Origin of the sequence: Nitrosomonas europaea, from assembly GCF_900167395.1 — a bacterium.
Classification (GTDB): domain Bacteria; phylum Pseudomonadota; class Gammaproteobacteria; order Burkholderiales; family Nitrosomonadaceae; genus Nitrosomonas; species Nitrosomonas europaea.
Genome location: NZ_FUWK01000052.1, coordinates 1 through 14,328 on the forward strand (window position 1 = coordinate 1; position 14,328 = coordinate 14,328).

At 43.8% G+C, this 14,328-nt stretch carries 16 protein-coding genes and 1 tRNA gene; 15 read left to right on the forward strand and 2 right to left on the reverse strand.

Going from position 1 to position 14,328, the window contains the following annotated elements:
• The 14 genes from B5D58_RS12275 to B5D58_RS12340 all read left to right on the forward strand — a co-directional run.
• A partial coding sequence (locus B5D58_RS12275; RefSeq protein WP_078737647.1) for a cytochrome c family protein occupies positions 1 to 498 on the forward strand: 498 nt, incomplete at its 5' end.
• A gap of 2 nt (positions 499 to 500) precedes the next feature.
• Entirely contained in the window at positions 501 to 1,202 is a 702-nt protein-coding gene (locus B5D58_RS12280) for a NapC/NirT family cytochrome c (RefSeq protein ID WP_011111568.1), read from the forward strand.
• Positions 1,203 to 1,512: 310 nt separating this feature from the next.
• A complete protein-coding gene (thrS, locus tag B5D58_RS12285) occupies positions 1,513 to 3,420 on the forward strand; it encodes a threonine--tRNA ligase (RefSeq protein ID WP_011111567.1) in 1,908 nt (635 codons plus the stop codon).
• A 35-nt stretch (positions 3,421 to 3,455) separates the two neighbouring features.
• Entirely contained in the window at positions 3,456 to 4,040 is a 585-nt protein-coding gene (gene infC, locus B5D58_RS12290) for a translation initiation factor IF-3 (protein ID WP_074671359.1), read from the forward strand.
• Positions 4,041 to 4,164: 124 nt separating this feature from the next.
• Positions 4,165 to 4,362 carry a 50S ribosomal protein L35 gene (rpmI, locus tag B5D58_RS12295; RefSeq protein ID WP_011111565.1) on the forward strand — a complete coding sequence of 66 codons (198 nt, stop codon included), beginning with the start codon at positions 4,165 to 4,167 and terminating at the stop codon, positions 4,360 to 4,362.
• A gap of 11 nt (positions 4,363 to 4,373) precedes the next feature.
• Positions 4,374 to 4,733, forward strand: coding sequence for a 50S ribosomal protein L20 (rplT, locus tag B5D58_RS12300; protein WP_011111564.1), 360 nt, complete (start codon positions 4,374 to 4,376; stop codon positions 4,731 to 4,733).
• An 86-nt stretch (positions 4,734 to 4,819) separates the two neighbouring features.
• Positions 4,820 to 5,839 carry a phenylalanine--tRNA ligase subunit alpha gene (gene pheS / locus B5D58_RS12305; protein ID WP_041357110.1) on the forward strand — a complete coding sequence of 340 codons (1,020 nt, stop codon included), beginning with the start codon at positions 4,820 to 4,822 and terminating at the stop codon, positions 5,837 to 5,839.
• 18 nt (positions 5,840 to 5,857) lie between these two features.
• Complete coding sequence (gene pheT, locus B5D58_RS12310; protein ID WP_011111562.1) at positions 5,858 to 8,224, forward strand: phenylalanine--tRNA ligase subunit beta; 2,367 nt, start codon at positions 5,858 to 5,860, stop codon at positions 8,222 to 8,224.
• Positions 8,225 to 8,274: 50 nt separating this feature from the next.
• Positions 8,275 to 8,583, forward strand: coding sequence for an integration host factor subunit alpha (locus B5D58_RS12315; RefSeq protein ID WP_011111561.1), 309 nt, complete (start codon positions 8,275 to 8,277; stop codon positions 8,581 to 8,583).
• Positions 8,561 to 8,953 carry a MerR family transcriptional regulator gene (locus tag B5D58_RS12320; protein ID WP_011111560.1) on the forward strand — a complete coding sequence of 131 codons (393 nt, stop codon included), beginning with the start codon at positions 8,561 to 8,563 and terminating at the stop codon, positions 8,951 to 8,953. The genes B5D58_RS12315 and B5D58_RS12320 overlap by 23 nt, the downstream gene beginning before the upstream one ends.
• Positions 8,954 to 9,087: 134 nt before the next feature.
• Positions 9,088 to 9,164: transfer RNA gene (locus B5D58_RS12325), tRNA-Pro, on the forward strand.
• A 171-nt stretch (positions 9,165 to 9,335) separates the two neighbouring features.
• A complete protein-coding gene (gene surE / locus B5D58_RS12330; RefSeq protein WP_011111559.1) occupies positions 9,336 to 10,079 on the forward strand; it encodes a 5'/3'-nucleotidase SurE in 744 nt (247 codons plus the stop codon).
• 114 nt (positions 10,080 to 10,193) lie between these two features.
• Positions 10,194 to 10,862, forward strand: coding sequence for a protein-L-isoaspartate(D-aspartate) O-methyltransferase (locus B5D58_RS12335; protein ID WP_011111558.1), 669 nt, complete (start codon positions 10,194 to 10,196; stop codon positions 10,860 to 10,862).
• Positions 10,863 to 10,975: 113 nt separating this feature from the next.
• Positions 10,976 to 11,944 (forward strand): peptidoglycan DD-metalloendopeptidase family protein, encoded by a 969-nt coding sequence (locus B5D58_RS12340; RefSeq protein ID WP_234989082.1) that lies wholly within the window; start codon positions 10,976 to 10,978, stop codon positions 11,942 to 11,944.
• Between the two features lie 39 nt (positions 11,945 to 11,983).
• On the opposite strand, the gene B5D58_RS12345 is transcribed toward B5D58_RS12340, so the two are convergent.
• Positions 11,984 to 12,733, reverse strand: a complete 750-nt coding sequence (locus B5D58_RS12345; RefSeq protein WP_011111556.1) for an HAD family hydrolase — start codon at positions 12,731 to 12,733, stop codon at positions 11,984 to 11,986.
• A 15-nt stretch (positions 12,734 to 12,748) separates the two neighbouring features.
• Entirely contained in the window at positions 12,749 to 13,768 is a 1,020-nt protein-coding gene (locus tag B5D58_RS12350; RefSeq protein ID WP_011111555.1) for an L-threonylcarbamoyladenylate synthase, read from the reverse strand.
• Positions 13,769 to 13,975: 207 nt separating this feature from the next.
• Between B5D58_RS12350 and B5D58_RS13925 the strand changes: the two genes are divergently transcribed.
• On the forward strand, positions 13,976 to 14,149 hold the full coding sequence (locus tag B5D58_RS13925) for a hypothetical protein (RefSeq protein WP_158297462.1): 174 nt from the start codon (positions 13,976 to 13,978) through the stop codon (positions 14,147 to 14,149).
• Positions 14,150 to 14,328 lie beyond the last annotated feature (179 nt).

The following is a 14,328-nucleotide window of genomic DNA, read 5'->3' on the forward strand; positions in this document are numbered from 1 at the left end:
AAACTGGATCCGGCCAAGGACTACACCCAGGACAAAGACTGCGTAGGTTGTCACGTGGATGGATTTGGTCAGAAAGGGGGCTATACGATCGAATCGCCCAAACCGATGCTGACGGGTGTAGGCTGTGAATCCTGCCATGGACCTGGACGTAACTTCCGGGGAGATCATCGTAAGAGCGGGCAGGCTTTTGAGAAATCGGGCAAGAAAACGCCTCGCAAAGATCTGGCAAAGAAAGGACAGGACTTCCACTTTGAAGAACGCTGCAGTGCGTGCCATCTGAACTACGAAGGTTCACCGTGGAAAGGAGCCAAAGCGCCTTACACCCCGTTTACACCGGAAGTGGATGCGAAATACACCTTCAAGTTTGATGAAATGGTCAAGGAAGTCAAAGCCATGCATGAACATTACAAACTGGAAGGCGTATTTGAAGGAGAGCCGAAATTCAAATTCCATGATGAATTCCAGGCCAGTGCCAAACCCGCCAAAAAAGGAAAATAGTGATGACCAGACTGCAAAAAGGATCGATTGGTACTCTGTTGACAGGAGCACTGTTGGGTATAGTCCTGGTGGCTGTTGTCTTTGGTGGAGAAGCGGCATTATCGACCGAAGAATTCTGCACCAGCTGTCATTCCATGACTTATCCGCAAGCCGAGTTGAAGCAATCCACCCACTATGGTGCGCTGGGTGTTAACCCGGGATGCAAGGACTGTCATATTCCTCAGGGAATAGAGAATTTCCATCTTGCGGTAGCGACACACGCGATAGATGGTGCCAGAGAACTGTATCTGGAGCTGGTCAACGACTACTCCACCCTGGAGAAGTTTAATGAAAGAAGACTGGAGATGGCTCATGATGCGAGAATGAATCTCAAGAAATGGGACAGCATCACTTGCCGCACCTGTCATAAGAAGCCGGCACCTCCTGGAGAGAGTGCTCAGGCTGAACATAAAAAGATGGAAACAGAAGGGGCGACCTGTATAGATTGTCATCAGAATCTGGTGCATGAAGAAGTTCCGATGACGGATTTGAATGCAAGTATTGCTCAAGGCAAGCTGGTATTGAAACCGGAAGATGATGGGGATGATGAAGAAGCTGATGAGGACGAAGATGAAGAAACCGAAGAAGCTGACGACAGCAGCGACAGCGAATCCGCTTCCTCCAGTGACAACAGCGACAACGAAGACGATAACAACGATGAGTAAGTAAGTTGCAATGTAGTAGCTATTGCTTGCTTGATGTACACTGAGACCCGCGGAGGTTCTATTTTTAGGCTTCGCGGGTTTTATATTAGTATGGCGGCTAGTAAAAAATTCAATTTGGGGTAACCAATTCCGTAAATAGTATTTAGGTTATTTGTAAGCAAATCATAGCTGTTACTGGTCGATATACTGATTTATAGCGACCGGCACATGAGTATGTAAGGTTAGATTGAGTATTTTGCTGTTTAAATCTATAACCAGCTTCCGTATATCTATGTTTGTTTAAGATTTGTTCAAGTTGTGGGGTAAATAAGTGACAGTTGTTCGTTTGCCGGATGGTACAGACAGGGTGTTTGATAATTCCGTAACTGTGAGGGAGGTTGCTGAATCTATCAGCCCAGGATTAGCACGTGCTGCACTGGCTGGCAAGTTAAACGGCAAGCTGGTGGATCTGTCAGAACAGATAGAGACAGACAGCGATTTGGTGCTGATAACAGATAAGGATTCTGAGGGTCTGGAGATCATTCGTCATTCTTGTGCGCATCTATTGGCACATGCTGTTAAGGAATTATTTCCGGGAACACAAGTTACTATCGGGCCAGTCATCGAGAATGGATTTTATTATGATTTTTCTTATGAGCGGCCATTTACACCTGAAGATCTGGTAGCTATAGAAAAAAGAATGCAAGAGATTAGCAAGAGAGCATTGAAAATTGAGCGAAAAGTATGGGATCGATCCAGGGCAATTAATTTTTTTAAAGATATTGGAGAACACTATAAAGCTCAGATAATTGAATCGATTCCAGATAACGAGCCTGTTTCCTTGTATTCACAAGGTGATTTCACGGATTTATGTCGTGGGCCGCATGTGCCCTATACATCAAAAATCAAAGTCTTTAAGCTGATGAAGATAGCGGGCGCTTATTGGCGTGGAGACTCCAAAAATGAGATGCTGCAAAGGATATATGGAACAGCGTGGGTAAGTAATGAAGAGCAGAATAATTATCTGCGGTGTCTGGAGGAAGCCGAGAAACGTGATCACCGCAAACTTGGTAAGCAGCTGGATCTTTTTCATACACAAGAAGAGGCTCCTGGAATGGTTTATTGGCATCCTAAGGGATGGGTTGTCTGGCAGCAGATTGAACAATATATGCGCCAGACTCTTGCCGGGAACGGGTATGTGGAAATTCGTACTCCTCAAGTGTTGGATAGATCTTTGTGGGAGAGCTCTGGTCACTGGGAAAATTTTCGTGAAAATATGTTTATCACGGAATCAGAGAATCGACATTATGCTATTAAACCGATGAATTGTCCGGGTCATGTTCAGGTGTTCAATCATGGATTGAGAAGTTACCGTGATTTGCCACTTCGACTGGCAGAGTTTGGTTCTTGTCATCGGAATGAAGCATCTGGAGCTTTACATGGTCTTATGCGTGTCCGTTCATTCACACAAGATGATGCTCATATTTTTTGTACAGAGGATCAGATTCTGGGAGAAGTAACAAAATTTATAGATCTGCTGAATCAGGTGTATATAAATTTCGGTTTCAGTGAAACGCTGATAAAGCTTTCAACACGTCCACTCAAAAGAGTCGGAACGGAAGATCAATGGGATAAAGCCGAGACTGCTCTGGCAACCGCTTTGAATCAGAAAGAGTTGAATTGGGAGGTACAACCAGGCGAAGGAGCTTTTTACGGCCCAAAGATCGAATTTACATTGAAGGATAGTCTTGGACGCAAGTGGCAATGTGGCACTTTGCAACTGGATTTTTCTATGCCAGCAAGGCTTGGTGCAGGGTATATTGCAGAAGACAATACAAGAAAGATCCCTGTAATGTTGCATAGAGCCATTCTGGGATCTATGGAGCGTTTCATCGGTATTCTCATTGAGCATCACGCAGGTGCTCTACCTTTATGGCTTTCTCCAGAGCAAGTTATCATACTGAATATTTCAAGAAATCAAGCTGAATATGCTCAGTTGATTACAGATGAACTCAAGCAAAGTGGTATACGTGCCAGCTCAGACTTGAGAAATGAGAAAATAAGCTATAAAATTCGCGAGCATAGCATGCAGAAAATTCCTTATTTGATGGTAGTCGGGGATAAGGAAATGGAAAACAGGACAGTTACCGTACGAGGGCGAGCAGGTCAGGATTACGGAGCGATGTCTGTTGAAAGTTTCGTTGTTCGTGCTCAGGAAGAAATAGCTAAAAGATTATAATAATTGATTTTAATGAATTTGCGGAGGAGGGTACCATAGCTCAAGAAAAGACTGTAAAGGTTAATGACGAGATCTCGGCATCACAGATCAGGTTAATTGGTATTGATGGTGAGCAGGCTGGGATTGTGTCGATAGCTGAAGCAAAAGAAATGGCTGAGGAAGCGGGTGTAGATCTCGTGGAGATAGCACCCGGAGCGGAGCCGCCAGTTTGCAGACTGATGGATTACGGTAAATATCTTTATCAGGAAAGCAAAAAAAAGCATGATGCCAAGCTGAGACAAAAACAAATACAAGTCAAAGAGATCAAGTTTAGACCCAATACAGATGAGGGTGACTACGGTATCAAGCTACGAAATCTGATTCATTTCTTAAATGATGGCGACAAAGTAAAGATTACACTCCGTTTTCGGGGCAGGGAGATGGCACATCAGGAATTTGGTGTCAGATTGCTGGAAAGAGTGCGGGGGGACCTTGCTGACCATGCTGTGGTGGAACAATTCCCAAAATTAGAGGGGAGGCAAATGGTAATGGTTTTATCTCCCAAAAAGAAAGAAGTTAAGGTAGGTAAATCTGCTAAACAGTCTGAAACTGATGCAAAAAGTGAGGCTATAACTCAGTAGCAGTGTTTTTATTGTTTTGGTACAAGATTGTTTGCAATGTTGTTTGTTTATTACGAGTGATATCAGGGTCCCAAAAGTTTTCTGATCTGAAACACCTTGATTCATATTAAAAGAGGAAAAATTTATGCCTAAGATGAAAACGAAAAAGAGTGCTGCTAAGCGCTTTAAAGTAAGGGCGGGGGGAAGTATAAAACGTTCACAAGCCTTCAAGCGCCATATTCTTACCAAGAAAACAACCAAAAATAAGCGGCAGTTAAGAGGTGTAGCTGCTGTTCATGCAAGTGACATGGTATCTGTACGTGTGATGTTGCCTTACGCCTGAGGAGATAGATAATGCCAAGAGTAAAGCGTGGTGTAACGGCAAAGGCCCGCCATAAAAAGATTCTTAAGCTGGCGAAGGGGTATCGCGGTAGACGAAAAAATGTATACCGTATTGCAAAACAGGCTGTAATGAAGGCTGGACAATATGCATATCGTGATCGTCGTCAAAGAAAACGACAGTTTCGGACTTTATGGATTGCGCGTATCAACGCAGCAGCACGTGAGTTGGGAATGACTTACAGTACATTTATGAACGGTATCAGAAAGGCAGGTATTAGTCTTGACAGGAAAATACTGGCTGATTTGGCTGTATTTGATAAAGTTGCCTTTGAGAAAATAACTAACCAGGTAAAAGCCGGGTTGGCAAATTAAAAAGTAGTTGGTGTACAAGTTTACCAAGGGAGGTCAGCAATTATTGGCTCGACCTCCCTTTTTTATGAATGAATCATTCCATTGCTATGGGTAATCTGGAAGACTTGGTCAATGCTGCAATAAAATTGTTCGATAATGCCGAAAGTATCGTTGATCTAGAGCAGATCAAGGCGCAATACCTGGGAAAAACAGGTGAGATTACTATTCTGCTAAAGGGGTTGAGGGAACTGACTCCTGAAGAACGACCGGTAATGGGAGAGCGAATCAATCAGGCAAAGAAGCTGCTGGAAGATGCTTTGATTGAACGTCGGAACCTGATTCAGGAAAAAAATATGTCGGCTCGTCTGGCCGAGGAGAGTCTGGATGTATCCTTGCCAGGGCGTGGGTTGGGGATGGGAGGGGTGCACCCCGTCACACGAACTTTGATACGTATCGAATCATTGTTTCACTCGATTGGTTTTGGTGTTGCAACTGGCCCTGAAATCGAAACTGACTTCTATAATTTTACCGCGCTAAATATTGCTGAGAATCATCCTGCACGTGCTATGCACGATACCTTCTATGTTGATGGTGGCAAACTGTTACGAACACATACATCGCCAGTGCAGATTCATTACATGCAGAACCATCGGCCACCCATAAAAATTATTGCACCTGGGCGGGTGTATCGTTGTGACTCCGATGTAACACATACGCCAATGTTTCACCAGGTTGAAGGATTGTGGATAGATGAGAATGTCAGTTTCTCCGCGTTGAAAGGTGTATTGGTGGAGTTTATGAGGAATTTCTTTGAGAAAGATAATTTGTCAGTCAGATTCCGCCCTTCTTTTTTTCCGTTTACAGAACCTTCTGCTGAAATGGATATTGCATGTGTAATGTGTAATGGCAAGGGTTGTCGGGTTTGTGGTGAAACTGGCTGGTTAGAAGTACTCGGGTGCGGTATGGTGCATCCGAATGTCATGAATCATGTTGGTCTGGATAGTGAAGAACATATCGGGTTCGCTTTTGGTCTGGGCGTCGAACGCTTGGCTATGTTGCGTTACGGCGTTAATGATTTGCGTTTGTTCTTCGAAAACGATCTGCGTTTTCTGAAACAGTTTAATTAATATACGAAACTTGCAGTTATGAAATTTTCCGGGAACTGGCTTCGAAAGTTGGTTGATCTCCAGTATTCTGATGAGGAGTTGGCGCACAAATTAACGATGGCAGGATTGGAGGTGGAAAGCGTAGCTCCTGTTGCCCCGTTTTTCGATAAGGTAGTCGTTGCACAAGTAGTTTCTGTTCAAAAGCATGCTAATGCTGACCGGCTTAATGTATGCAAGGTTGATGTGGGGACTCAGTCAGACGGGTTTTTGCAAATCGTTTGCGGAGCACAAAACGTAAAAGAAGGTATGAAAACCGTGTGCGCTCTGGTGGGAGCCCGGCTGCCTGAGTTGGATATACGGCAGGGTAAAATACGCGGTGTAGAATCCTTAGGTATGTTGTGCTCTGCCAAGGAACTCGGATTGGCAAGTGATGCCGATGGGTTACTTGAGCTTCCGGGTGATACGCCTGTGGGAGTAGATTTCAGAAAATACTACTCGCTTGATGATTGTATTTTTACTTTGAAGCTGACACCTAACCGGGCCGACTGCTTGGGTATGTTTGGTATTGCGCGTGAGGTTGCTGCAATCACCGCTAGTGAGCTTGATTTGCCGGAAATTGTATTTGTTAATCCGGTAATTGAAGATGTATTACAAATCCGGGTAGAGGAACCTGAATCCTGTCCACTTTACTGTGGCCGGGTCATCAAGGGTGTAGCAACAGATACTGCCATTCCTCTATGGATGAGTCAGCGTCTGGAGCGTGCCGGCTTGCGCATGATTAATCCGGTGGTTGATATTATCAACTATGCTATGCTGGAAACAGGCCAGCCAATGCATGCCTTTGATCTTAATCAGATAAACCAGGAGATTTGTGTACGTTTTGCTGGTGAGAATGAGCACTTGCTGCTACTGAATGGCGAGAGGCTAACTTTACAGAAAGATATGTTGGTTATAGCTGACAGCAGTAAACCATTGGCGTTGGCCGGTATCATGGGCGGCAGTGAAAGTGGGGTGACAAATACTACAATAGATGTTTTTCTTGAAAGTGCTTTCTTTTCACCCGTTGTGATCAGCGGAAAGTCATTTAAGTTGGGTTTTACCTCGGATTCTGCACATCGATTCGAGCGAGGTGTGGATTTTTCCATGACACGTAGTGTGCTTGAACGAGCTACGGCACTGATCCTGGAGATATGCGGAGGTAAAGCGGGGCCGGTTACAGAAATCGGGAATGATCTACCGCGGCGAGAAGCAGTCAGGGTGCGTCAAAAGCGTATTGCAAAGATCTTGGGAGTAGATTTCAGTGTTGAACTGATATCGGAGTATTTTCAGCGTTTGCAATTTAGTTACACTATCGCGGGTGAGATGTTTTATGTCGTACCACCTGCAGCGCGCTTTGACCTGGTGATCGAAGAAGATTTCATTGAAGAAATTGCGCGGGTGCACGGGTATGATCTGATTCCTGCCCGGTTGCCCAAAGCACCGGTGCATATGCTGGCAGAACCAGAAACGGGTGTATCACCAGTTAAACGATTGCGTCAGATTCTGACTGCGAAAGATTATCAGGAAGTTATAAATTACACGTTTGTCGATACTCAATGGGAAGCAGATTTTTCTGGAAATGACATACCAATCAGATTAAAGAATCCAATTGCCAGTCATATGGATGTAATGCGTAGCAGTCTTTTTGGCGGATTGATCGATAATCTGCAATTCAATCTGAACCGCAAGCAAAGCAGAGTCAGAATTTTTGAGTTAGGCTCGTGTTTCAGTAAAGAGGGCGATGAGGAAAAAGAGGTAGAAAATCTGGCGGCTCTTTGCTCAGGAAGTGCATATCCGGAGCAATGGGGTGTGCCGGATCGGGATATCGATTTTTATGATGTAAAAATGGACATTGAGTCTTTATTCTGGCCGAGAAGCGTTTATTTTGAGCTTGCGCTACATCCGGCGTTACACCCGGGTAAATCAGCCAGAATCTTGATAGACAAGAAGCCGGTTGGTTGGATAGGAGAACTTCATCCTCGTTGGCAGAGCAAGTATCATTTATCTCAATCTGCCATACTGTTTGAATTACGAACGGAAGCGTTGGCTGCTGAGTTATTGCCAGCCATGTATCCGCTTTCGAAATTTCCACCGGTAAGGCGCGACATTGCGGTTGTCGTGGAAAGTGATGTAAGTGTAGCCAGTTTGCTGGAGACAATGCATCTGGAAAAAGACCGCAGCATTAGTGAGATATCTTTATTTGATTTATATAGTGGTGAAAAATTAGTGCAAGGGAAAAAGAGTCTTGCTTTCCGTATTTTATTGCAAGATAGCGAAAAAACCCTTACAGATCAGGAAATCGATCGGGCAGTCAGTCAGTTGGTCGGTATTCTTGAACGAAAATTTGGTGCAACGCTACGTAGCTAATTAGTGTTGGTTCAGGGCAATTACTCTATTTTCTATCTTAAGGGTGGATTATGGCTTTAACCAAAGCAGAGCTTACTGACTTGTTATTCGAGAATATCGGATTGAATAAGCGTGAAGCAAAAGAGATTGTAGAGTGTTTTTACGAGGAAATGCGGGCAGCACTTCAGAATGGTGATGGTGTAAAGCTTTCAGGTTTTGGTAATTTTCAGCTGAGAACAAAGCCACAACGTCCGGGGCGGAATCCCAAAACTGGTGAGGAAATTCCGATTTCGGCACGAAGAGTGGTTACTTTTCACGCAAGCCAGAAGCTTAAATCTATGGTGGAAGCTAACTATCGTGGAGAATCAGGCACAAATTAATGTATTGCCTCCCATACCGGTAAAGAGATATTTCACAATCGGAGAGGTGAGTGAATTATGTGGCGTTAAGCCACATGTTTTGCGTTACTGGGAGCAGGAGTTTACCCAACTGAGATCAATCAGGCGTCATGGAAACCGGCGTTACTATCAGCACCAGGAGGTAATACTCATCAGACGGATACGTGAGTTATTGTACGACTATGGTTTTACCATAAACGGAGCACGCAATCACCTGGTATTAGGGTTGCAGAATCAGGTTAAAAATAATGTAGTAGGTGGTCAATCTTGTCAGTCCGGTTCAGATTTCAGTCTGGCCGGATTAAAAAGAGAAATTGAGCAAGTCATATCGTTTCTTCAGGTAAGTGAGTAAGTGAGGCGACAGAGTAAAAGCACACATTTTTCTGATTAACGAGCGTTAATCCGGGATTGTTCAATATATGAGTATTATTGGTACAAGGCTGGTAATTGCTTGGTGCAGTTTTGTTATAATCAAAGTAAAAGAAACGGGGCGTAGCGCAGCCTGGTAGCGTACTTGCATGGGGTGCAAGTGGTCGGAGGTTCAAATCCTCTCGCCCCGACCAGTTTTTAAAAAGTCATTTGTCTTTCAAGTTTTAGATTAAATCTGGAAAGAATTTAATTATCTCTAATCTTTGGCGACTGTGTATTTATTCTTACCATAAACGATTTGATCGTTTTAAGGTGGGCTTTCACGGTAGTTGGCCACATTACTCAACTTTCGGGGATGTATTTGAATGCGCATTTTGCTCAGTAATGATGATGGGTATTTTGCGCCAGGTATTGCCAATCTCGCAAAAGTGCTCCTTGAGATTGCAGATGTGACGGTTGTTGCGCCAGAGCGTGATCGTAGCGGGGCAAGCAATTCGCTTACGCTGGATCGTCCGCTCAGCTTGCATAAGTCACATAATGGTTTTTATTACGTAAATGGTACACCGACAGATTGTGTCCATCTCGCTGTAACCGGCATGCTGGATGAATTGCCGGATATGGTGATCTCAGGGATCAACGATGGCGCTAATATGGGGGATGATACGGTTTATTCAGGGACTGTAGCAGCTGCAACCGAGGGCTTTCTGTTAGGATTGCCTTCAATTGCTGTATCCCTGGTGAGTATGTCGCGCGGCAATTTTCCAACAGCAGCCAGGATCGTTGTTGATCTTGTCAAGCGGTTCACAGAAAACAGATTCCATATTCCGATTCTGCTCAATGTGAATGTCCCGGATGTGCCGTACGATGAGTTGCAGGGAGTGGAAGTTACGCGGTTAGGTCGTCGTCATAAAGCGGAATCTGTGATTAAATATCAAACTCCTCGAGGAGAGACAGTATATTGGGTGGGTGCCGCAGGTGCAGCCCAGGATGCAGGTGAGGGAACTGATTTCTTTGCTCTTCAAAATAACCGGGTATCAATAACACCACTACAAATAGATCTGACACGTTACGACCAGATTGGTTATGTCAAGAACTGGCTTACACTTTAGTAATCCCCCGGCGCTAACTGACAAGTTTATTCGCTGGTAATAAAGTCGAGGTTTGTTGAGGTTGTTCGCTCTCGTTATTTCATTAGTGTTAGGTAGAAATAGGAGAATTGGTACGTGAGTGTACGCCATTCTGGTATCGGCATGACATCGCTGCGGACGCGGGTTCGTATGGTCGAACGCTTGCGGGAACAGGGTATTAAAGATGAAGTGGTATTGGCAGCAATGGGTTTTATCCCGCGCCATCTTTTTGTTGAGGCAGCCTTGGCATCTCGGGCATATGAAGATGTTGCGTTACCGATCAATTACGGACAAACCATCTCCAGTCCCTGGATTGTCGGCCGTATGACTGAATTGCTGCGAAATGGTGGCAGTAATTCACTTAGAAAAATCCTGGAAATTGGTACAGGGTGTGGTTATCAGACTGCAGTTCTGGCAAAAATAGCAAGTGAAGTCTACTCGATTGAGCGGATAGGTCCTTTGTTGACACGTACACGTATTCGATTACGTGAATTGGGTATTCTCAATATTCATCTGAAGCATGCTGATGGTATGCGGGGCTTACCGGAAGCAGGGCTGTTCGATGGAATTATGATGACAGCAGTTATACCGGAAATACCGGAGACACTTCTGGAACAATTGGCTATGGGTGGCAGAATGGTATTCCCAAAGGGAAACAGGAAGCAATATCTTTGTGTGATCGATCACACGACCGAAGGTTTTGTTGAAACTATCTTGGATGAGGTGATGTTTGTACCGATACTTCCCGGAACTATCAATAGATAGCAAGGGTCTTCAAAGAATAAAAGCTTATCACTGGTTTCTTTTAGCATCCGGATAATTTTTACAAGGGCTTTACCCGATCATATTCGTGGTATTGAGCCAAATACTCAATGTTCATGCGTCTATTTTCTTTTTTTCTTCTTACCTTATCCCTGGGCGCCTGTGTTTCAAAACCGGATCCGGCACCAGTTGTTGAGCGGTTGCCAGGCAGTTATTCGGGGATATCTGGAGATAATGTAAAAGATTATGAGAGAAAAGAGGTCTATGTTGTGCAAAGTGGCGATACTTTGTATGGTATTGCTCTGAAAAATGGTTTAGATGTCAATCAACTGGCTGAAATGAACGATATTGCAGATCCGAGAGAGCTGCGAGTTGGTCAGAAGCTTTATTTACGGACCCTTGCAGGACAAGGACAGATTCCTGATCAGGAAGATCTTTCTTCGCAGCCCACACTTTTCTCAATTTCTCAACCGGGAGATGTCGGTGTCGCCGGTTATCAGCCTGGCACCTTATCTGATGGGAGTAACTATGAAACGACTGAATCTTTCAAAACAGAGCCAAAAGGAGTTTTACTGCCTTATTCCGATACAGCGCGTGATCAACTGAATAATCAATCTGGCGCTGCTCAAGTTGATTCCGAACCTTATCATCAAGTCAGTAGTATCAAGGAGCCATCCAAAAATAAATCTGATCAGTCAGCGAATGTAAGAACGAACAATAGCAGTATCAACTGGGGATGGCCGACAAGTGGTCAAATTATTAGCCAGTTTTCTGAGAAATCTAAAGGTGTGGGAATAGGTGGCCAACTTAAACAGGCTGTCCTGGCATCAGCCTCAGGTACTGTTGTCTATAGTGGGAGTGGTTTGCGCGGATATGGTAATTTAATCATTATTAAACATAACGATAGTTATCTGAGTGCTTATGGCCACAATAGCAAGATCTTTGTACATGAAGGTGACAGTGTGTCTAAAGGACAAAAGATTGCTGAGATGGGCAATACCGATGGTGGAGTGGTAAAGCTGCATTTTGAGATACGAGAAAAAGGCAAACCGGTAGATCCGCTTGGCTATTTGCCTACCAGATAACTATTGGTTGTTTTCTGCTTTACTGGATTCGCCGGGGCCTCAATTCAGGAGATCAGATAGTGTTTGCACACTTAACGGCTTATCAAATGATTGTGCTGCTATTTGATGGGTATGGTCTGTACTTTCTAAATCCTCTAAAACAAGGGCTGCATAACTGAAATTTTGCTCCCGGGTATATTCGCTGATGGTGATGATTGTTTTTATGCCGGCTGCCGTAGCTGATTTCAGTCCGTTTTCTGAATCTTCAATAGCGATACAAGCTTCAGCAGGAAGATTAAGTTGGTTAAGTACCCATTCATAAATATCTGGTGCGGGCTTCTTTTTTGAAACGATATCTCCTGCGCCGATTACATCAAACCACTCGAGAGCGCTGTCTCCCAGTGTGCACTGAAGTAAAGTGCTTACATTTTCATAGGTTGTTGTAGTGGCGATTGCAATTTTTATATTGTTTTTTCGTAACTCGTCCAACAACCGTTTGATGCCTGGCCGTAGTGGTATCTTCCCTTCTTTCAGCAGATTCAGAAAATAGTTGGTTTTGGTTTTATGAATCTGTGCAATCCATTCATCAAGATTATTTTTACTAAGTAAAGAAGGTGCATAATTTTCTATATAGAAACGGATGCGTTCCTTGCCACCCGTAATTTGAAGTAAAACGCCATACAGGTCTACGTCCCACTCCCAATCCAGTTGAAATTCATTGAAAGCCTGATTGAAAGCAATTCGGTGTCCATCTCGTTCGGTATCCGCGAGCGTACCGTCTACATCAAAAAGAACTGCAGAAAGAGCCATAGTTTTTTATTGAAGTTATTTACTTGTGAATGAATAGCTGGCCCGACTTAACCGATCAGCAACAGCCAGCCATTCTAAATCATCAGGCGGTGCTTCAACCAGAATCCGCTCGAAATTCGCATCATCGAGTTTACGCAATGTAGCGTATAAATCCTTACCAAATGCTACCGGGTCGTTGGGCATAAGAATATAGTGGAATTTATCGTCCGAATTCAACATGGGGATCAGGTGTATGCTGCGAATGATTACAGCTGTACGTATCCCTTGTTGCAGAAGGTCGAAAGAGCGGGAGAAGAGGGATTCGCTACTTTGGCAGATTTCAAGAGGGGTTGCTGTCGCGTAATGTGATGATAAAGACCCGGGTGTACGTATTTTGTTTTGTGATTTAACTGAGACTTTCTGTTGCAGTAAGTTTTCAATGGATAAAACTGAGATACCGCCAGGGCGCAATATCGTGACATCTTTGTCAATACAACTGACGATAGTACTTTCCAGACCTACTTCACAAGGGCCGCCATCAAGAATTACTTCAATTTTGTCATTAAATGCATTCTTTACATGATCAGCGATTGTGGGGCTGACAAACCCAAAGCGATTGGCAGATGGTGCGGCAAGTGCTTTGCAACTGCCAAGCTGTTCAAGCAGCTTCAGGGCAATGGGATGTCGGGGAATGCGCAATCCTACGGTTTCTTGTCCCCCTGTAACGCTAAGGGGAATATGGTTGCTTTTTGTCAAAATTAACGTTAATGGACCAGGCCAGAAATGTTGGGCCAGTATCCATGCAGTTGCAGGTATATTTTCAGCCCAGAATTCGAGTTCGGATAAATTGGCAAAATGAACGATGAGCGGATGGCTGGAAGGCCTACCCTTGATTTCAAATATTTTTTGGATTGCTTGAGGCTGAGAAATGTCAGCGCCAAGTCCATAAACGGTTTCAGTTGGAAAAGCAACCACATTACCACTGCGCAGGCTCATAACGGCCTGCGTAATCTGCTTGTTTATAAAATCTGGAATTAGATTATCAGTTTGCAACATTAGGGCTGGAGAATGGAAATTTGTACACAAGCATCAATTTTTCTGTATTTCTCGGTAAGTTTAAATTATCAACAATAACAATATATTGGAAAACAATTAACCATTTTAATGTTATGGTTAATTTCTCTTGAGGGATGTGAGTAATTTTTGTGATGGTTGTGGGATGGGTTGATTATTTTAACTGATTGATTTTTTGATATTCTACTGATGCTGCTGGTTGTTTGGATAAAAAAGGGCTTGACTAAAAAGGTCAAGGTGACTAGCCTTTCAGATGTATCTGGCGGAGGTATTGGAGCTTTGCCGGAACAAAACGAGAAATACGGAGTCGAAAATCAAGCGGAGACCATGATGTTATTGTGGTTTCTTTGCGATAGTGAGTGATGAAAAGTTTAGTTTTCATCACTGGTTTTAACAAAATGTGGTGAATAGGAGGATAAAGAGATGGCAACTACGTTAGGAACGAGCAGTGCCTCATCAGTCTCGTCGAGAGGCTATGACATGTCACTGTGGTATGACTCCAAATTTTACAAATTTGGCATGATTACCATGCTTCTGGTGGC